The organism is Rhizobium sp. WSM1328 (genome assembly GCF_057653715.1).
In genome coordinates, this window is the sequence record NZ_JBYGKO010000002.1 from 528,426 (window position 1) to 547,322 (window position 18,897).

Genomic DNA, 18,897 nt, shown 5'->3' on the forward strand with positions numbered 1-18,897 from the left:
AATCGCTGGCACTCTTGGATCCTGCTCTGGGCATGCTTGGACTTCCTCCGAATTTCTGCGATTGCAACCCACGCAGAGAACGCCCGGGGATGATTATGTTGCCTTCGGCCTGCGATCGGCCCGCAACCACAGCCGGCGACGGCATCACTTGCCGGTTGTCCCGCTATCGTGGGATCTGTTCGACGGAAGATCGCCAGGCTTTATCACCGGCATAGTCCCGGTCGAAGGCGCCGGGGTAACGATCTCGTCGCCGATCTTCGGCGGCTTTAAGACGCCATTACAGTCGTCCAACTGGCCACTCAGGTTTTTCGCTCGCTCCGTGTCGGGCTTGACCCTGCAGTCTTTCGCGACCTCGTTGGTCTGCGCCATTGCCGAGCCAGACATGCCAAGGACCGAGAGCGCCAACACGAATCCGCAGAGCGACCCTGCCGACTTCGCAAAAATACACGTCGATTGCATTGTTGCCTCCTTCTAGCTTGTAAGAGCAAAGGCGGTTGTGGCCAGCTTGTTCCATGTGCGTTCCCGGCGTTATTGCAAAGTATGTGCGATCGTCGGCCTTGGTCGATGCTACGGGTTGCGGATCCGGCAAGAAAATGTGCGCCTGCAGCGACTGGAATTCCAACGGCTGCGAAAGCGGTCCCCAAGTTCAAAATTTCGTGAGGCTGAATCAGTGTTAATTCCCGCCTCAATTCCTTGCAGCGGAGTTGGACAAATAGCACCTGGATATCCACCCCAGCCATGCTTGCGCTCCGAGCGCGTTTATCGGTCATTCCTTGCGGACAACAAGTTGCCAAGGCCGCGCAGGCTTTCGACGTGCTCACAAAAAACGCTAACCGTGACTAGGAGCGGTACCGCCACCAGCATGCCGACAATGGACCACAGCCAAGCCCAGAAAGAAATTGCCACGAAAACCACCACCGTATTCAACCGCAGTCGCCTGCCGATAAAGTAGGGTGTTATGATCTGGCCTTCGATCGTCATGACCAAGAGATAAAGCGATGCGATCGCGACTGCAAACCCAACGCCGCTCGACGAAATCAGGGCGACGGCGCAGGCGGCCGTCATGCTTACCAGAGGTCCAAGATAAGGAACGAAATTGCATATGAACGCGAGCACTCCAAACAGCAACGGGTTAGGCATCCCGCTCAGCCAAAGGAGAGCCGCGATAACGCCACCGAGACACACATTGATCGTCGTGATGGTCAACAGGTAACGCGAAAGTTTACGCTCGATATCGTGCGAAATCTCGACGGCCCGGTTTTTGTCTTGCACCGTTGGCAAGATTTCAACCAGTTTCTCGTGAAGAATGTCTCCCGACGCCAGAAGAAACAACAACAAAACCAGCGTAAATAGCGTCTGCGCGATCAGCGCCGGAACAAAAAGCGCAGCGCTTGTGATCAGTCCGTTTCCACGCAACTCGACCTGCTGAACATTTGCGGCATGGCTCCTCAAAAAGTCTGTCAGTCGTCTGCTGGCCTCGAACAGTCCTGATAGCGCCTGCGACATCCCTGCGAGCTTTTCCTGAATGGCTTGCTCTATCCTGGGCAAACTTTCGACATAGCCGCTCACCGGCACGATTATTGCACCTAGAATGATGGCAAGCGCCGCTATCAGCGCCCCGACGATGATCAGGGATGTGGTAACCGACGGCATACCCCTTTCATCGAGAAAGCGTCTGATCGGGCTAAAAACCAGGGCAAGCAGAAAGGAGAGCACGATCGGGACGAGGAATTCTCTGGCAAAGCTGAGAAAAAATATGGATGCATAGATGAAGAGGCCAATACCTGCCCATCGCGGAAGCGCCGTCCCAAATGCGAACAAAGCCTTCGCCTCGTTCTCCGGTGTTCGTTCGCCACGACGAAAATGGTCCAACGGATTGGTCCTCCACTCGCAAGGTCAAACCCGGAACGGCGTGACCTCAAGAAGAGTTCCTCGATCTAGATCGCCAATGCGGCCCTGGAACTAAACAAGTCCCGAGCCAAGCTCCGCAAGTCGGCCGAGACGCGCCAGCGATTCGACCAGAAGGGGTTCGTTGGCGAGCATTCCGTGCATATGGACCTTTGCCAACGAGGTAAGAAGTTCGTCTCCAGCGGATGTCAGGGCGATCAGCACACTGCGTTTATCTTCCGACGACGGGACGCGCACTACCAGTCCCGCGGCTGCTAGCCTGTCTGCAAGCTGAACCGCGCCGTGATGCTGCAGGAGCATGATGTCAGCAAGCTCACGGACCATCATCTGGCCAGAGGCGCTAGCCTTTATCGCCAACATTGCTTGGTATTGCTGGGAGGTCACATCCCATTGCGAAAGCAGCGCTTCGCTAAAAGCCAGGAAGCGGCGCATGGCAAGCCTAATGCCGGCAAGGCTTTCGAAAACTCCTTGCGGAAGTTGAGAGCCCTCGTCGGTAACCGCTACACTCCTGACTGCTGACATCTTCGAATCCTTGATTTTCATCATAACGTGATATATCTTGTCTCGTCTACATAGGAGGACGTTCGCGAGCGCGCAGCTGGGTCGTATTGCAATGCGCCCGCGACCTCTGCGGATCTTTGGCAACAAAAAGCGGCATCTGTTGGACAACCGATTGCGAATGTAGTGCCTTCGGCAACCGACAAAGTCTCACAATCGCTCGCCGCCAGTCCAGTCAAATGAGAGCGTCGCTTTGCTGTCGCAATCATACCGCGAGACTATTGCGACCACAGGCCAATCCGCGCGATCGAAATTGGCATCCTTAAGGGCTTTTATTCAGGTCTTTCGACGGCCTTTATTTCTTCCTGATTTCTTGGCGCGCTTCATTCGCCCGCGATATCCCAGGAGTGGGCTCCTAAATTGAACCGCAATTCGAGTTGCAAAAACTCGATTTCCCCGGCATATCTTTGAGCAACGGGCGATTGGGGGACGGCACTTGATGGACGATATCTCGGGCTTGAGACACAGGTCTCGGCTACTCAACCGAAGCCTCAAAATATTCCTATTTTCCCTGTGTGCCACTTTGGCAGTTTGCTGTTTGCTTGTGTCGATGATGCGCCATTTCGGCCCGTTGGCGGTGGCGAGTCATATATTAAACGAAAGACAAATAATGACATTGGTCGAGGAGTAGTGGCCCCGCATTCTCCTCTGCTTGCTGCGGACCTCCGCAGAGGGATTGCCGAGTCAGTGCCGACTCCGGACGCTGCTTCAAAAAATACGATGTATTGGTATTGCAGCAGTGGAATGGTTTGTTTCGCCTGGCCCGCCGCCCCACCCTAACAACGAGACGTCCTGCGAACGACAATGAAGCGAATGCCACGCAGCCACTGATGAGCTGTAAAAGCTCACCTGTATGCAAAAGCTCTAAGCGGCGGCGGCATGCCAGTCGCCGACGCCGCACTTGGCAGGGATGGGCCTTCGTCCGCAACGCCCCATACTCGCAATCAAACAACATTTGACGACCTTGGTCTGGCCGTAGCATGGGAGTATAGCAACTAGCTCACTGACATTGGGCGATACGCTTCAATGCTGCGGTGACGCCGCTGAGAGAAAAGCTGTATCGCGTTGCCGTCCCACGCTTGGACGTTGCACTCAAAACCATGTCACTGCCTGCTCGCATCGCACCGACCAATTCCGGCTCGCGAGTTTCATTTTGCATCCAGGCGCGATTTCCCCTGCTGAACAGCCAAAAGGTTTTATCTCCGATGTCGAGTTTGATCCTTGAATCGCCTTTCAATTGATAGCCCATTTGTGCCTGCGGCTCATATTTTATCAGAGGATCAGGGCCGGGACCGACAATAAAATAATTCTTGCCGTGGTCGACATTTGGGGGCTCCGACGTAACCGGCTTGGTCAAAATGTAGCAGAGGGTCTTTGTACCGTCACGATAGGAGTAGGCGCCCCAGTCGCCGAATTGTTTGAGCATGACTGGCTGAGCATTGGCCGTAGCCACTGAGAAATGGGTGAGAATAAGGGCGAACATCAATCGCTTCATAAGGTAAATTTCCCGATGACAATGTTGAGAGGTGCTGGCCTTGCGAAGACCGGCGGCATACCCAAACATTCAAAAAGCTCGAGATTACCGATATCTTAATGACGGCTGTTTTTCTGAGCCAAATCACGACGACTCTACTAGTGCAGCATCCTCAAAATGTTCTGGCAGTACCTCAGTGCCGCTCGGCAGCAAGGGCGTGCAGGGTCGACGATCGGCCGCGAAGGGGTAGGCGGCGTGCTGGATCCGGATAAAAGCGGGGACCGACAAGCCGGACGCGTTTTCCCGACACGTCGGTGATATAAACAGGTTTGCCGACGTTGGCATCGTCGGCTTGGCGAATGGCATCAAGCTTGGGGTCTGCATTCGCAACTGGTCCCGGCCCTGCATCGGCGGCAAGTGAGAGACAAATTATAGCCGGCAAACTGCAGAGGTATATTTTCCCTGTCATCGACCGATCCGTTGCTGAACCCGAGTTGGCCTAACGCATTGCCAAACCTGCGGGTTCCCGTCGATGTATCGAAACGCGGTCCAAGAGCGCTCACCGCCGGTGGCTACCCTAACGCGCGTGCATTGCCAAATCTCCCTGAGCCATCGCACCAGTGATACATCATATTCAAGCAGATCATCCTCGTTCGTGGCGTTCTTCGACTGAATGGTCTGGCAAGCGCGTTGGCCGTGCCTTCGACATCGTAGAGATCATATCCAGCGCATTGTTCAACTCTCGGGTGCTCCCAAAGCTGGAGAGAGCCAGGACACCGATGGGGATCTTGTGCTGCGACATTTCCTTCGCGACCATGTTCATCCATGCGCAAGGGGTTATCGGCCCATTGCTGCAAGGCGCTAGAGGCTATGGCGCCAGGGCTCGAAGTCCGCAAACCTGATGCCATAAAATTTTCTTCTTTATTTGTATCACGCCATGATATATAATGAACGTAATTGGGAGGAGGTCCGCGATCGAGTTGAGTCACTCGCTGTCATTATCGAATTTTTGCCAAGGGACGTCTGAAGCCCGTGCATTGAAGGATGAGTCGGTGAGTGTCTGTGATCGCGGACCTAGATCATAAGCACAGTTTTCGGGCGCAAAGGCCGTAGTCGCTATTGTCGAGCTTCCCCATTGACGAAAGGAACTGAAGTGGTGGATCTGGACATCAAGATAGACGGCTCAATAGCCTTTGAGCGGGATGTTCGTTTCTTTGGCACAATTGCCGGCACCGTCACCGTCCCTCGTGGCCGCAGTTTCGAACTTTATGGTGTCGTCGAGCACGATTTGGTCGTTGAACCCGGAGCCGTCGCAATTGTGCACGGGATCGTCCGAGGTGCGCTGATCAATAAAGGCGGCGATGTTTTTTTCAGCGGCGTCGTTGGCGCGGTCGATGATTGGGATGAACTGAAGCCCACCCAATCCTTGTCTGAGGCTAAATCGAAAACGCAATAGCCGCCGACTTCACAGCCGATTTTTTGTGGACGATTTTCATCACGGGTCAGCGTCCTTGAGGAAGGAAGAGGGTTTTAAGCGTGTCTCACAGCGAACCGACTTTGAACGACGCGGTCGTTGCAGAACGATTCGGCCTTTCGATTTCGGACTATCGCAGATATCGAAAGCTGCAGTTGATTTCCGTCACGATGGAGACTAGGCCGGAAGAGCGCGACGGTCTCCGTAGGCTTTCGGTTTCTTTCGGCAATCGGGTCTGGCGAGCCGCCTTGGGCGCCGATGATACAATCGTCCAAGAGGAGATGACATTCCTAAGAGGGAAGCTGTCGAGAGCGCTTCGCTAGGAGCAAAAGCGCGCACCGACTACAAGGTGTCGGACGTCGCAAACATTTGTACCCGACTGGCCAGGCTCCCGAGTGGACTGCCATTGCAGTGGACGACATTGGCATGCCGTCGGCTCCCTATCGATAGCGGCGAAGATAGCACGGGCTTTTAGTCGTCGCTCTGCCCTTCTTACTCGAATGCATTCAATTCACGACCTCTTGAGGGTAAACACCCCAGAGAGCGGACTTCTCGACGAAGCCGCTAATATGATCCTTGTTCAGGGCCACATTGCACCACGAAAGCGTGCATGAAAGGATCTGAACGCGCACCCGGGGTTCGAGTTCGGCTTTCGGGAAACTGTTCTGCCGTGCTTGGGCTCTCAGCGCTGTCGTCTCTTTGAGCCACGGACCGATGACGGCCGTGCGATTGCTGGAGAGCAGCGACCGGTGCATCCAGCCGGAGACGCCATCGCTGTCGCGAACCTGTCGCCAGCTTCCATATTCTTCAGTGATCTCCAATGGCAAACCGGGTGCCTGGTAAAGCCATTTGACGGCGTATTCGAAAGCCGGCCCGATCCGCATACGCGCCCGGGTGGTCTTCAGTGATACGAATCGTGGAATGGGAAGGCCGGTTTCGCGTCCCTTTTTCATCCAAGCTGACGATGCCGGTGCGGAAGGTGCTGCGTTTGAAACACTGTGAAATGATACAATCGCGGCGCCGGACAGCAGGTATTTCAGGAGTATCTTGCCAAGCAGCATCGGTCTTCCCGGGAAATGCGTCGTAGGCCTTGAACTGCGTTGCCTGCGAGGGTCTGGATCGCTCTATCATTAGATCGAGCGTGCGCGATAGGAACTCATCAGAGCGCTGGCCAACCGGTTTACATCAGCCAATTGATTCTCACCTCACCGCATCGCGCAGATTGTTGCAACGGAGACGCAGGAATGTCGGCAACGTGATTGCACAGCGATACTGAATATTGCTCGTGGAAAGGCAATTTTCTCATCTCCCACTCCCGTTTATGTCATTCTATGATATTTTATAAAATCGCAATGTTGTCAATTGTGAACGAGCGGTGCAGCCGGGTCATAGGAATGGACGGTTGTGAGGTTCCAGAGCGCATCTAGAATTTTTTGGCGAGCCGGAGCCACGATGCCTTGCCTGCTCAGAGCCAAATCGCGGTGCGGGGTTGGTCAGCCAAACGATGTCCTCGAGATTCAAGGAAGCATTTGTGCCCCTTGATTTAATGGTTTGGCACTTAATATGGAGCGTGTGTAGCCCTGGGCGCTGGCATCCTCGTCAGAAGGCCAATTGCGAACTTCTTCCGGTCGGAATGTGCTTGGGAACTAAACATGGGCATTGACGTTCGGAAGCGGGCGGATGTGCCAGGTCATTGCCAACCACGTGCTGAGCAGGGGCGCGAAGTGGTTCAAGTATTCACTGCTTCAGCTGACACACGCTTGCGAGCTCTGGTCTTAGCCGCCTTTCTCGTTTTCATGTTTACCTTGCTGGGAGCTTACGCAATGGAGGGAGCGGGGTTCAAAGTCGGCTGGGCGCTCGATCAGCCTGTGCCATTCAGCCACCAGCATCATGTCGGGGGACTTGGGCTGGACTGCCGCTATTGTCACACCTCTGTCGAAGTCAGCAGCAGGGCGGGACTGCCTCCGACCCACATCTGCATGAGTTGCCATTCGCAAATCTGGACAAACGCTGACGCGCTGGCGCCGGTACGGAATAGTCTTGCTAACGGTCAACCCATTCCTTGGCAACGTGTCTCGCGCCTGCCGGACTATGTCTACTTTAACCACTCCGCCCACGTCGCCAAAGGCGTTCCCTGCGTTACCTGTCATGGACGGGTAGACGAGATGCCGCTTCTTGCTGCGGCGCATCCTTTCCAAATGGGGTGGTGCCTCGACTGCCATCGCAACCCGACACCGCAGCTTCGGCCGCCAGAAGAGGTAACACGAATGGACTGGACGGAATGGAAGCCGAGCCCATCTTCAGTGGGAGAGGTGGATAAGCTGAAACATGACGTCAAGTCGCGTCATCCACAAACGCTTACGGAATGTCATACTTGCCATAGGTAGAGAATGAACGCGCGTGATCCAAGACGACCAGATCCTCGCTTGCCGATCGGCGAGACGAGCGTCGACCGCCGAACGCTCCTGAAACTAATGGGCGCGTCGCTGGCAATGGCCGGCCTGGTCGGCTGCAAAGGCGAAGAAGACGAGGCTGCTCTTCCCTATGTCGTGCAGCCGGAAAACGTCGTACCTGGTATAGCAAAATGGTATGCGACCTCCGTTACTTTGTGCGGGTACGCGCAACCGGTTATCGGCAAGACCTTCACCGGCCGTCCGGTCAAGCTTGAAGGAAATCCGGATCATCCAGCATCCGCCGGGAAGTCGGATTCCTTTACCCAGGCGGCGCTGCTGAACCTTTATGATCCGAACCGCTCGCGCTCACCACTGCAACAAGGCAAACTCAGTACGTGGGACGCCTTTGAAGGCGCGATGGTTGATAATGCTGCGCGCCTTGACGGTCAAAAGGGGCGTGGGCTGTGTCTTGTGATCGGCGCCTCCACTTCGATCACGCTTGGACGCCAACTCGACGACTTGAAAGCGCGTTGGCCGCAAGCTCTGATTCTCGGCATTGATCCCGCGCGACCTGGAGCCTCATCCAAGGCGGCACAGGCTCTTTTCGGTCGCTCCCTTGTTCCTCAGCCGCGATACGACGCAGCTGAGGTGATTGTCAGCTTTGACGATGATTTCCTGGGTGCTGGACCTTTTCAAACAAGGAATGGAGTGCTGTTCGGCAGATCCCGGCAGCGACGGCAGAGCGGACAGGGGCGATCTCTGCTGTTCGTCGCTGAACCGGTTCCGAGTGCCACAGGCGCCATTTCCGACCGTCGGCTAGGCGTCGCGCCGCAGGCGCTAGACCCGCTCATGTGCGCGCTCGCAGCCGGAGTTGGGCTGGAGGTAAATGCAACCGATGACCTGTCACCGGCGGCACAGGACTGGCTGACTTCCGCCAGAGCGGCATTGCTTTCCGCAAGGGGACGTTCGCTCGTCACTGTCGGAGACTATCAACCGGAGCGCCTCCAGCGTCTGGCTATTCTCATCAATGAGCAGCTTGGCAATATTGGCAGTACGATTGGTTATATTGATCAACCGCCGCTGCTGAAGGGAGATCCGGAGCAAGCTTGGCGGCTGATGGCGCAAAGAATCGAAGCGGGTGAAGTCACGACGCTCGTCTGCCTCGGTTCCAATCCCGTCTATGCTGCGCCCGGGCGGCTCGCATTTGCCGATCTAGTCCGGAAGGTTCCGCTCGTTGTTCATGCAGGTCTTCATGTCGATGAAACTGCGCAAGCAGCAAACTGGCATGTGCCGCTCCAGCACGATCTGGAATCCTGGAGCGATGCAGTTGCCGTAGATGGTTCAATATGCATCCTGCAGCCGCTTGTCCGGCCGTTCTTTGACGTGCGTTCCCAGCATGCGGTGCTTGATCGCCTGATGGGCGGGCAAATCGCTGAACGAACGCTGGTCGAAGACACATGGCGCGTGCGCTGGGGTGACGATTTCAACAGCAGGTGGCGCGAAGCGCTTTTGAAGGGCATTGTACCAGGTTCCAAACCTTCTCCGATTTCACCTCCGATACAAGATCGAAGCCTTCCACTTCCTCCACCGCAAGGCCCACAACCGACTGTCCTTGTTCGACCGGATCCGAGCGTCTGGGACGGAAGCTTCTCGGAAAATGCGTGGATGCAGGAGACGCCACGCCCCTTGAGCAAGATTGTCTGGGACAATGTCATCCAGATTTCGCCGGAGCTTGCGCACCGTGAGGCCATTCTTGATGGCGATGAAGTCACTCTCTCGGTTGGTGAGGCCGCGATCACGGGGGCCGCATGGATCGCCAAGGGGCAGGACCCCGATACCATCAGCCTGACCATGGGCTATGGCCGAACGGTGCTCGGCGGAATTTCGAGCGGCGCCGGGTACAACGTTGGGCCCATCCTAACCCTGGATGCCGCGTGGGAGGTAAGGGGTGCAAAACTCGCCAAGACTGGCGTTCGGCGGAAAATTGCCACGACCCAGCCGGATCACGACATGGGTGAGCATGATTTTTCCCGCGTGATAACGGCGAAAAAGCAAGTTGAACCGAAATCCGATCAGCCATCCTTCTATCCCGAAAAGCCGATGCCCGACCCCAGCTGGGGCATGGCGATCGATCTCGATCTTTGCATCGGCTGCAATGCCTGCATCACCGCATGCCAGGCAGAGAACAATATTCCAGTGGTGGGGCGTGACCTCGTTGCTGAAGGCCGCGAAATGCACTGGATGCGGGTTGATCATTATTTCGCCGAGAGTGGCGAGGAGCCCTCTTCGCGCTTCCAGCCAGTTCCCTGCATGCACTGCGAGCTGGCGCCATGCGAGATGGGGTGTCCTGTTAATGCCGCTGTCCACAGCACGGATGGATTGAACCTGCAGGTTTACAACCGTTGCATTGGCACACGAACCTGTTCGTCCTTCTGCCCCTACAAGGTGCGACGCTTCAACTGGTTCGATTTTACAGCTGACGATCCTCAGTCTGTGCAAGCGATGCGCAACCCGGATGTGACGGTACGCAGCCGCGGCGTTATGGAAAAATGCACCTATTGCGTCCAGCGCATCGCGCAAGCGCGCATTACGGCTGACAAGGAGGGAAGGCAGATTGGGGAAGGTGAGGTGGTAACAGCCTGCCAGCAAGCCTGCCCGTCCGAAGCTATCGTCTTCGGGAATATTGCCGATCCCAACTCAGCCGTCAGCCGCAAAAAGGATCAGTCGAGAGATTATGTACTCCTGGAGGAAGCCAATACCAGGCCTCGCACCACCTACCTCGCGCGCATCGGCCCCGATCTGGCGGAGGAGGATGGGAAAACATGACCGATCGCCTTGCAGATCCCGATCAGGAAATCACAAGAGAGATCGTGTCAATCCCGCTTGATTTCCCGCGCCCGCGCGCCTGGTGGCTGCTCTTTGCAGTTTCGCTTCTGCTGCTAGGCTGTTTCGTCGTCGCGGTTGCCGTTCTGTTTTGGCGCGGTGTCGGCGTCTGGGGAAACAACATTCCCGTCAATTGGGGACTGGCGATTTCCAACTATGTGTGGTTCCTCGGGATTGGACATGCAGGCACTCTGATTTCCGCACTGCTGTTGATTGTCAACGCCCACTGGCGCAATTCACTCAATCGGTTTGCCGAGGCGATGACACTTTTCGCCGTGTTATGCGCTGGGCTCTATCCGATCCTTCATCTTGGGCGGCCTTGGTTGTTCTACTGGATGGCCCCTTATCCTAACGCGATGCAGATCTGGCCGCAGTTCAAGAGCCCGCTGACCTGGGACTTTTTCGCCGTGCTCACCTATCTGACCGTCTCGGTGCTATTTTGGTACATCGGTATTATCCCGGATCTTGCCTCGGTGCGCGACCGGGCAAAAACGAGGCGCAAGCAGGTTTTTTATGGTCTCTTTGCGCTTGGCTGGCGAGGCTCCGCGCGACACTGGGCAAAATGGCAGCAGGCCTATCGACTGACCGCCGCGATTGCCGTGCCCCTAGTGATCTCCGTCCATTCGGAGATCTCCCTTCTTTTCGCCGCAGGTCCGATTCCCGGCTGGAATTCAACCGTGTTTCCACCTTACTTTGTCATGGGCGCGGCTTTTTCCGGCTTCGCGGTCGTTATCATGATCGCTACGGTGATCCGCCATCCTCTCGGCCTCGACCAACTCGTTCGCGCGCGCCACCTCGATCTCCTAGCGGTCTTCCTGCTGGTGACCGGTCTGATGACCGCCTACGGCTACCTCGCCGAAATTTTCAATGCGCTGTATTCGAGCGACGTGCAGGAAGTGGAAACCCTGCGCGACCGGATCGCGGGCGCTTATTCCTATAGCTATTGGGGCGCTGTGGTTTTGAATTTCGTGCCGCTGCAGCTTCTGTGGTTCCGGTCTGGCCGCAGATCGCCCATTGTAATCTTTCTGGTCGCGCTCTCAGTCACAGTCGGCATGTGGTATGAACGTTTCATGCTGCTGACCAGCGCGCTTTACCGCGACTGGCTTGTCTCGTCCTATGGCGAATATCATCCCAGTTTTTGGGAATGGTTGCTTTTCGTCGGGATGTTGGGCGTGTTCTTCGCGCCCTATCTCCTGTTTGTCCGCTTCCTTCCGGTCATCTCTGCCTTCGAAGTCAAGGAGGCCTATGAGGAAACGGGGAGCTTGGACCATGCGTGAACCCAGCGCAGACATTGAGCCATTCGGTATCCTTGTGGAATTCGACGCGGCCGAGAGGTTAGTCGAGGCAGCAGGAAGGACCCGCGCAGAAGGCTTCTGCTCGCTGGATGCCTACTCGCCATTTCCCCTTCCAGGCCTGTCCGCGGCCCTGGACGTAGAAGACAACCGCGTACCTTGGATCACACTTCTGGGCGGCGGTTTCGGCGCGGCTGCAGGCTATGCAATGCAGATCTACACCAATTGGGATTTTCCGATCGATATCGGAGGACGCCCGCTTTTTGCATGGCAGCCTTTCCTGCTGATTACCTTCGAAACCTGCGTGCTCTTTGCTGTGCTGGCCGCCGTATTGGGAATGCTTCTTCTCAATCGGCTACCCCGGTTGCACCACCCGGTGTTTGACATTGACAGGTTTAACCTCGTCAGCACTGACCGGTTCTTTCTGATCGTGTTCGGAAACGACCCGCGTTTTGACGTAGAGGCGACGGCAGAGTTCCTGCGTTCGCTGAATCCGGTGATGCTTTTCATCGTGGGCCAGACGGAGGAGCCGGAATGAAATGGATGCTGTTCGGCGCCGCCATCCTGCTGCTGTCGTCATGCGATAATATGGATCATCAGCCGCGCTATGATTCTTACGAGAAGAGCGGCCTTTTTGAAGATGGGAAGTCCTTGCAAGCGCCGCCAGATGGCGCAATTTCCCGGGATGACGATGCTTACCGCAATGCAGTGGAAGACAAGCCGCCAATGTCGCTCGCGCTGCTGAAGCGTGGCCAGCAGCGCTATATGATTTATTGCACGCCCTGCCATGATCCAGCTGGGTATGGAAACGGCCGGATCCCCTCCCGCGGGTTTCCCCATCCGCCGAGCTTTCACACCAAGAGGCTGAGAGATGCTTCCAGCGGCTATGTCGTAGACGTCATCACCCATGGGCGTGGCGTCATGTATTCCTATGCCGACCGGGTGGACCCGCGTGACCGCTGGGCGATTGCTGCTTACGTCAAGGCTCTGCAACTCAGCCAGAATGCTCCTCCGGCCACCTTGGCTGGGGTGCAGGTAGAGGGAAAGGTCGCGAAGCCATGAAAACGCGGATCATCTTGGATCCGCAGCTGGGGCTGGGATCTGTCGCACTGGCGCTTGTCTTCGCTGCTTCGTTCGCTGCTCCTCGCGAGGCGCTTACCGGCTGGCTTGCTGCCTTCGTTCTCCAAAGCGCGCCTGTTCTCGGCGGGCTGTTTTTCTTGATGCTCGCCGACGTCGTTCCCGGCTTCTGGCGTACGGTAATTAGGCCGCCGGCTAGCTTGCTTGCGGGGCTTATACCGGTGCTGGCGCTTTTCGTTCTTCCTGTCCTTCTTGGCATGAAGACCATCTTTCCCTGGTATTCAGGTGAGGGTCTTTCCGGTTTCCAGGCCGATTATCTGACGCCTCTGGGTCTTGCGGCAAGATTGGTGGTCTTCGTCGGGGGAGGCGTTTGGATCGCATTCCATCTTTCACGAGGGCAGCACAGGGCTTTGGCAATTGGCGGCCTCGTCTTCTTCGTTCTCCTGGATGGCTTCTTCGCCACCGATCTTGTGCTTTCCCTCGATCCTAAATTTCACTCGTCGGGTTTCGGGCTCTATTTCCTCGCCATACAGACGCTAACTGCGTTCGCTGCAATCGTCCTCATCCGGTGCTTGCGGTCGTCACCCGCTGCCAGCGAGCGATCTCTCCTTGGTTCATTGTTTCTGACGTTTCTGCTGTGCTGGGCCTATTTCGATTTCATGCAATATTTTATTCTCTGGTCGGGCAACCTTCCCGCACGGGCCGCCTGGTTTGCGCGCCGCTCCGAAGGCGCCTGGTATTGGCTGGTCCTGATCCTGCTCACGCTGAGACTGGTGCCGGCGCTTCTGCTGCTCTTCCCGCCGGTCCGACAGAATGGGCGTTGGCTCATCTTTTTTGCGGGGCTCACGTTGGCCGGCACATTCCTGGAGATTGGCTGGCTCGTGCTCCCGGAACTGGACCGACCCGCCTGGGCATGGTCATCCTATGCAGCGGCCAGCGCAGGCATGGCCTTGGTGGCCTTCGGCATCGGATCAGCTGGTCGCGAAACCGCCCGACGTCAGGAACGAGACGCTCATGAAAGCACTTGAACATCTTCCTGCAGTCGAGACCAGAGACGTCGCCCCCCGGCGAATCCTCTTTGCGCTTTTGCTCGTTTTTATACTCATGATCGCCTGCGTGGCAGTTGCCACGGCAGTCCTCGCTTGGGCAAAGCCTGCAAGCCAGGTGCCCCAGCAGGGTGAGCTTCGTCTTGGCGTGAGGCTCGAAGTCGATCCGCAAGCTGATAATCACCGTATCGAATCCGAGGCGGTCGAACGCCTCGCACAGGCAGGTTGGAATGACGAGGCTCGCAGTTCCGCGCATATTCCGATCGATGAAGCCATGAAGCTCCTGGCACAGCAGGGGTGGCCGGACCTCGGACCCGCCAGCAAGGAGGGAGCCCAACCATGACGGGTTTGCTCAAAGGCGTCCTGACGCCTATGGTCGTAAGCCTGATCCTTGGACCGATTTCGGCGCAGGCTTTCGATCCCTTCAAGCAGGCCGGCATAGATCAACATCCCGATGCAAAGATTCCCCTGTCGAGCAGTTTTGTTGATGAAACGGGCCGCGACGTCAGCCTCGACAGCCTTGCTCGCGGGCGGCCGATGCTGCTTGTTCCTCTCCTTCACCGATGCCCCAACATCTGCGGCGTAACCCTTTCCGGCCTCATGGACGCTATTCGCAGCCAGCCCTACCAACCCGAAGAGGATTTTACCGTCGTCGCAATGAGCATCGATCCGGCGGAAACACCAAGTGACGCTCAGCAATCGATGGTGGAACTTCGAAAGCGCTATCCCAATCTTGCACTTAAAGTTCATGCCTTGACCGGCAGCAGGAAAGCCATCGCAGGGGTGACCCAGGCACTCGGCTATCGCTACGCCTGGGACCCTGAAATCGGCCAATATGCCCATGTCGCTGCCACTGCAGTGGTGACGCCGGCGGGTCATCTTAGCCACTGGTTGTACGGACTGGCGCCGACGCCGGACGACCTCAAGCTGGCGCTAACGGAAGCGGGGCAGGGGCAGATAGGTTCATGGGCAAACCAGCTCCTTCTTCTCTGCTACCATTACGATCCTACGACCGGTCAGTATTCCCCAATCATCTGGGACGCGTTGCGTATCTTCGCCGGCGTGACGGCCGCACTATTGCTAGGATGGCTTGGCCTTTCCGTGATGCGCGAGCGGCGGAAGGAGGTGGAGCGTGATGGCTGACCTGTTTGCGTTTCTGATGCCGGTCGAAAGCTCCACCTACAGCCAGCAGGTCGACATCTTCGCTATCGCTTTTTCCGCGCTCATCCTCGCCATGGCGGGGCCTGTCTTCATCCTTATCATCGTCTTTGCCATTAAGTATCGCCGTGGCAAACCAGCCAATCGCGTTCATCCGCCGAAACGAGATCTTCGGCTGGAATTGTCATGGTCTATCCTGCCTTTCTTATGCCTTCTCGGTTTTTTCGGCTGGTCGACAGCACTTTTCGCTACACGCTATTTCCCGCCGGCGAATGCGCTCGATATCGACGTCGTCGCCAAGCAGTGGATGTGGAAATTTCAGCATCCTGAAGGGCAGGGTGAGATCAACGAGCTTCATGTACCAGTAGACCAGCCGGTCAAGCTTACCATGGCCTCGCAAGACGTTATCCATAGCCTCTTCGTCCCCGCCCTACGTCTGAAGCAGGATGTGGTTCCGGGCCGTTATACGGTGATGTGGTTCACGCCGGACAAGGTCGGGACTTTCCGTCTAACCTGTGCCGAGTTCTGCGGCACTGATCATTCCGAAATGGGCGGCCAGATTATCGTCACCACACAGGCGCAGTATAGCCGGTGGCTGAGCCGTTTTTCCGTCGACCAAACTTTGGCGGCTGCAGGCGCGGCGCTCTTTCGCAGTCACGGCTGTAGCGGCTGTCATGATCCCTCGGCAAGCGTGCACGCACCGAAGCTCGATGGCGTCTACGGTAGCCCGGTGCCCCTCTCAGACGGGACGACCGTGAAGGCGGATGATCAGTACATCCGCGACAGCATTCTGCTGCCGCAGAAGCAGCTCGCCGCCGGGTATCCGCCGATCATGCCGACGTTCCAGAACATCCTTTCGGAAGAGGAGGTACTGAAGCTCGTCGCCTACATCAAGTCGATTGGAACAGGGGGCGCGGCCGATGCCACGCAATGATGCAACGCACTTAAACACCAATCTCCATCGAGAGGGGCTTTCCCAGACTCGGGAGGAACGCGTCAGCTATTTGAGGGCAGGCCACAGTCTGCGCTCATGGCTTCTATCGACGGACCATAAGCGTGTCGCGATTCTTTATCTCATCGCAATTACATTCTTCTTCTTCATCGGCGGCGTCGCCGCTGCTCTTGTGCGCGCGGATCTCCTGACACCGCAGGGAGATTTGCTGACCAATGAGGGCTACAATCGTGCCTTCACCCTCCACGGCGTGATCATGGTCTGGTTCTTCCTCATTCCGTCTATTCCGAACACGTTTGGCAATTTCCTGATCCCGCTGATGATCGGCGCGCGCGACCTTGCGTTCCCGCGCCTCAATCTCCTGAGCTGGTATATCTTTGTACTGGCTGGCTTGTTCACATTGATTGTGGTGGTCACCGGCGGCGTCGATACCGGATGGACATTCTACACGCCGCTCTCCTCCATGTTTTCGAACGGAAACGTTGTTCTTGCAGCGACGGCGGTTTTCATCGCCGGGTTCTCGTCCATTCTAACCGGGCTGAACTTCATCGTCACGATCCACAAGCTTCGATGCCCGGGTATGACCTGGGGTCGTCTGCCGCTCTTTGTCTGGTCGCATTACGCGACATCGCTCGTTCTTGTCCTGGCGACGCCTGTTTTGTCGGTCACGCTGGTGCTGATCGTCGCTGAACGCTTTTTCCACCTCGGCGTCTTCGATCCTGCTCTGGGTGGCGATCCTCTGCTTTACCAGCACCTGTTCTGGTTCTACAGCCATCCTGCGGTCTATATCATGGTGCTCCCGGCACTCGGGGTAGTCAGCGAGCTGATAGCTGCTGCCGCCCGCAAACCCGTGTTTGGTTATCAGTTCGTGGCTGGGTCCTCCATGGCGATCGCCGCAATTGGCTTCCTTGTCTGGGGGCATCACATGTTCGTTTCCGGCCAGTCGATGTACGCCAGCGCCGCGTTCTCATTACTGAGCTTGGCCGTCGCGGTTCCGTCAGGCATCAAGGTCTATAATTGGACCGCAACCCTCTATAAGGGCCACATTGGCCTCGATCCGCCGTTTCTCTTTGCCATGGGCTTCATCGGTCTGTTCGTTGTCGGCGGATTGACTGGGCTCATGCTCGCCATGCTGCCTATCGACCTCCACGTCCACGACACCTATTTCGTGGTGGCGCATTTTCACTACATTATGGTTGGCGGTACCGTATCCGCCTTCTTCGGCGCCCTGCACTATTGGTGGCCGAAGATCATCGGCCGCCGCTACAACCACATCTGGGGCAGTATTACTGCCATTTTCATTTTTCTTGGATTCAACATGACTTTTTTCCCGCAGTTCCTGTTGGGTTACTGGGGCATGCCACGGCGCTACCATGTGTACCCGCCCGAGTTCCAGACCCTGCACGTACTGTCGTCTGCCGGAGCGACCATTCTTGGGTTCGCCTATCTAACGCCCTTCGTCTACCTGTTCTATTCCATGCGTTATGGCCAACCTGCGGGTGATAACCCTTGGGATGCACGTGGACTGGAGTGGACGGTGCCATCGCCGCCGCCGAAGCACAACTTCGACCATCTGCCGGTCGTTAGCGGCCCCCCTTACGATTATCCGGTGGAGCGGGAGGGCGAACAATGACCGAAATCACCCGCGTGAGGGTTCCTTATGACGATCCTAACCGCCAGGTTGAAGCGGTGATGATGGGGGTCTACATCTTCATCGGCACCGAAACCTTGCTGTTCGGCGGTATTTTCCTGACGATCGCCTGGCTGCGGCTGGAGCATCCGGAGCAGGTTGTGGTTGCGTCGAAGACGATGCATTGGCTGCTGGCTGGCGTCAATACCGCCGTTTTATTGACATCCAGCGCTGCGATGGCGATGGCGGTGGAATGCGCCAAGCGCGGTCGGGAAAAGCGTACAGCATGGTTCGTGGCGTTGGCCGCTATCCTGGGTTTAGGATTCCTTGGTCTGAAGGCTTATGAATATCGGGTGGAATATCAAGAGGGTCTGCTGCCGGTATCCGGAAGCGGCGCAGCATTGACTGAGCCAAGCCACCGCCTATTCATGGATCTTTATCTGATTTCCACGGGACTTCATGCAGTTCACTTGTCGCTCGGCCTATTGATCATGGCCGGTATCCTCATTGGAACATTGTCCCAAAAGCTAGCTTTGCCTCAGCGCAGCATCATCATGGTGGTCTGCGGGATTTACTGGCACTTCGTCGATGTCGTCTGGATCTTCCTCTATCCACTCCTTTATCTGGCGAGGTAGCGATGACAAAGGAATTCTCGATCCTAACCGTCTGGGGCCTCTTGCTCGTATTGCTTGGACTGACAATGATCTCAAGCACGGTGCTTTCCGGAGCAATCGGACTTGTTGTTGCATTAGGTATCGCTGTGGCCAAAAGCGCCTTCGTGGCCTGGCGCTACATGCATCTGGATGAGCAGCCCGCTCTGGCAAGGCTCTCGGCTTTGGGCGCGGTCGCCTGGCTGGCGATCCTGTTCTCAATGACTAGTTTCGATTACTTAACCCGCTGAGTGCCGAATAAGCTTTCGTGCCGCGGAATCCACTTCAGGTAGCCTAATCCACCCGAAGGGGCCATCCATTTCATCCTTCGGCCACAATCAGTCTTTTCCGGTTTTAGCGCCGTAAATGGGAACCCCATCTTCCCGGCGCCACACACGTTAA

At 56.6% G+C, this 18,897-nt stretch carries 17 protein-coding genes; 13 read left to right on the forward strand and 4 right to left on the reverse strand.

The window, feature by feature from the left end:
• Positions 1-759: 759 nt before the first annotated feature.
• From AC2444_RS26070 to AC2444_RS26080, 3 genes are all read right to left on the reverse strand, one after another.
• Positions 760-1,872, reverse strand: coding sequence for an AI-2E family transporter (locus tag AC2444_RS26070; protein ID WP_245461307.1), 1,113 nt, complete (start codon positions 1,870-1,872; stop codon positions 760-762).
• Positions 1,873-1,962: 90 nt separating this feature from the next.
• Positions 1,963-2,454: a MarR family winged helix-turn-helix transcriptional regulator gene (locus AC2444_RS26075; RefSeq protein ID WP_245461308.1), complete on the reverse strand. Its 492-nt coding sequence runs from the start codon at positions 2,452-2,454 to the stop codon at positions 1,963-1,965.
• A gap of 1,012 nt (positions 2,455-3,466) precedes the next feature.
• Positions 3,467-3,961, reverse strand: coding sequence for an invasion associated locus B family protein (locus tag AC2444_RS26080; RefSeq protein WP_128450222.1), 495 nt, complete (start codon positions 3,959-3,961; stop codon positions 3,467-3,469).
• A gap of 1,135 nt (positions 3,962-5,096) precedes the next feature.
• On the opposite strand from AC2444_RS26080, the gene AC2444_RS26085 reads away from it, so the two are divergent.
• A complete protein-coding gene (locus AC2444_RS26085; protein WP_245461309.1) occupies positions 5,097-5,396 on the forward strand; it encodes a bactofilin family protein in 300 nt (99 codons plus the stop codon).
• 524 nt (positions 5,397-5,920) lie between these two features.
• On the opposite strand, the gene AC2444_RS26090 is transcribed toward AC2444_RS26085, so the two are convergent.
• On the reverse strand, positions 5,921-6,475 hold the full coding sequence (locus AC2444_RS26090; RefSeq protein ID WP_128450226.1) for an SH3 domain-containing protein: 555 nt from the start codon (positions 6,473-6,475) through the stop codon (positions 5,921-5,923).
• A gap of 663 nt (positions 6,476-7,138) precedes the next feature.
• Between AC2444_RS26090 and AC2444_RS26095 the strand changes: the two genes are divergently transcribed.
• The 12 genes from AC2444_RS26095 to AC2444_RS26150 all read left to right on the forward strand — a co-directional run bounded on the left by AC2444_RS26095 (position 7,139) and on the right by AC2444_RS26150 (position 18,746).
• Complete coding sequence (locus AC2444_RS26095; RefSeq protein ID WP_128450248.1) at positions 7,139-7,801, forward strand: cytochrome c3 family protein; 663 nt, start codon at positions 7,139-7,141, stop codon at positions 7,799-7,801.
• Between the two features lie 39 nt (positions 7,802-7,840).
• The gene (locus AC2444_RS26100; protein ID WP_245461310.1) at positions 7,841-10,633 is read left to right on the forward strand and encodes a 4Fe-4S dicluster domain-containing protein; all 2,793 of its coding nucleotides are present in this window, start codon (positions 7,841-7,843) and stop codon (positions 10,631-10,633) included.
• Entirely contained in the window at positions 10,630-11,967 is a 1,338-nt protein-coding gene (gene nrfD, locus AC2444_RS26105; RefSeq protein ID WP_128450228.1) for an NrfD/PsrC family molybdoenzyme membrane anchor subunit, read from the forward strand. Before AC2444_RS26100 ends, nrfD begins: the two co-directional genes overlap by 4 nt.
• Positions 11,960-12,520, forward strand: a complete 561-nt coding sequence (locus AC2444_RS26110; RefSeq protein ID WP_128450229.1) for a DUF3341 domain-containing protein — start codon at positions 11,960-11,962, stop codon at positions 12,518-12,520. Before nrfD ends, AC2444_RS26110 begins: the two co-directional genes overlap by 8 nt.
• Positions 12,517-13,044: a c-type cytochrome gene (locus AC2444_RS26115; protein WP_128450230.1), complete on the forward strand. Its 528-nt coding sequence runs from the start codon at positions 12,517-12,519 to the stop codon at positions 13,042-13,044. Before AC2444_RS26110 ends, AC2444_RS26115 begins: the two co-directional genes overlap by 4 nt.
• 158 nt (positions 13,045-13,202) lie before the next feature.
• The gene (locus AC2444_RS26120; RefSeq protein ID WP_245461312.1) at positions 13,203-14,087 is read left to right on the forward strand and encodes a hypothetical protein; all 885 of its coding nucleotides are present in this window, start codon (positions 13,203-13,205) and stop codon (positions 14,085-14,087) included.
• Positions 14,074-14,448, forward strand: a complete 375-nt coding sequence (locus AC2444_RS26125) for a hypothetical protein (RefSeq protein ID WP_128450232.1) — start codon at positions 14,074-14,076, stop codon at positions 14,446-14,448. Before AC2444_RS26120 ends, AC2444_RS26125 begins: the two co-directional genes overlap by 14 nt.
• Entirely contained in the window at positions 14,445-15,248 is an 804-nt protein-coding gene (locus AC2444_RS26130) for an SCO family protein (protein ID WP_128450233.1), read from the forward strand. The genes AC2444_RS26125 and AC2444_RS26130 overlap by 4 nt, the downstream gene beginning before the upstream one ends.
• Entirely contained in the window at positions 15,241-16,197 is a 957-nt protein-coding gene (coxB, locus tag AC2444_RS26135; protein WP_128450234.1) for a cytochrome c oxidase subunit II, read from the forward strand. The genes AC2444_RS26130 and coxB overlap by 8 nt, the downstream gene beginning before the upstream one ends.
• Positions 16,184-17,848: a cytochrome c oxidase subunit I gene (locus AC2444_RS26140; protein ID WP_128450235.1), complete on the forward strand. Its 1,665-nt coding sequence runs from the start codon at positions 16,184-16,186 to the stop codon at positions 17,846-17,848. The genes coxB and AC2444_RS26140 overlap by 14 nt, the downstream gene beginning before the upstream one ends.
• The gene (locus tag AC2444_RS26145; protein ID WP_012760551.1) at positions 17,845-18,480 is read left to right on the forward strand and encodes a cytochrome c oxidase subunit 3; all 636 of its coding nucleotides are present in this window, start codon (positions 17,845-17,847) and stop codon (positions 18,478-18,480) included. The genes AC2444_RS26140 and AC2444_RS26145 overlap by 4 nt, the downstream gene beginning before the upstream one ends.
• 2 nt (positions 18,481-18,482) lie before the next feature.
• Complete coding sequence (locus AC2444_RS26150) at positions 18,483-18,746, forward strand: cytochrome C oxidase subunit IV family protein (protein ID WP_128450236.1); 264 nt, start codon at positions 18,483-18,485, stop codon at positions 18,744-18,746.
• Positions 18,747-18,897: the final 151 nt, after the last annotated feature.

Bases quoted from the DNA above. Each gene is read 5' to 3' on its own strand.
- AC2444_RS26075 (WP_245461308.1), bottom strand. From the start codon at position 2,454: ATGATGAAAATCAAGGATTCGAAGATGTCAGCAGTCAGGAGTGTAGCG.
- AC2444_RS26080 (WP_128450222.1), bottom strand. From the start codon at position 3,961: ATGAAGCGATTGATGTTCGCCCTTATTCTCACCCATTTCTCAGTGGCT.
- AC2444_RS26090 (WP_128450226.1), bottom strand. From the start codon at position 6,475: ATGCTGCTTGGCAAGATACTCCTGAAATACCTGCTGTCCGGCGCCGCG.
- nrfD (WP_128450228.1), top strand. From the start codon at position 10,630: ATGACCGATCGCCTTGCAGATCCCGATCAGGAAATCACAAGAGAGATC.
- AC2444_RS26110 (WP_128450229.1), top strand. From the start codon at position 11,960: ATGCGTGAACCCAGCGCAGACATTGAGCCATTCGGTATCCTTGTGGAA.
- AC2444_RS26115 (WP_128450230.1), top strand. From the start codon at position 12,517: ATGAAATGGATGCTGTTCGGCGCCGCCATCCTGCTGCTGTCGTCATGC.
- AC2444_RS26120 (WP_245461312.1), top strand. From the start codon at position 13,203: ATGCTCGCCGACGTCGTTCCCGGCTTCTGGCGTACGGTAATTAGGCCG.
- AC2444_RS26125 (WP_128450232.1), top strand. From the start codon at position 14,074: ATGAAAGCACTTGAACATCTTCCTGCAGTCGAGACCAGAGACGTCGCC.
- AC2444_RS26130 (WP_128450233.1), top strand. From the start codon at position 14,445: ATGACGGGTTTGCTCAAAGGCGTCCTGACGCCTATGGTCGTAAGCCTG.
- coxB (WP_128450234.1), top strand. From the start codon at position 15,241: ATGGCTGACCTGTTTGCGTTTCTGATGCCGGTCGAAAGCTCCACCTAC.
- AC2444_RS26140 (WP_128450235.1), top strand. From the start codon at position 16,184: ATGCCACGCAATGATGCAACGCACTTAAACACCAATCTCCATCGAGAG.
- AC2444_RS26145 (WP_012760551.1), top strand. From the start codon at position 17,845: ATGACCGAAATCACCCGCGTGAGGGTTCCTTATGACGATCCTAACCGC.
- AC2444_RS26150 (WP_128450236.1), top strand. From the start codon at position 18,483: ATGACAAAGGAATTCTCGATCCTAACCGTCTGGGGCCTCTTGCTCGTA.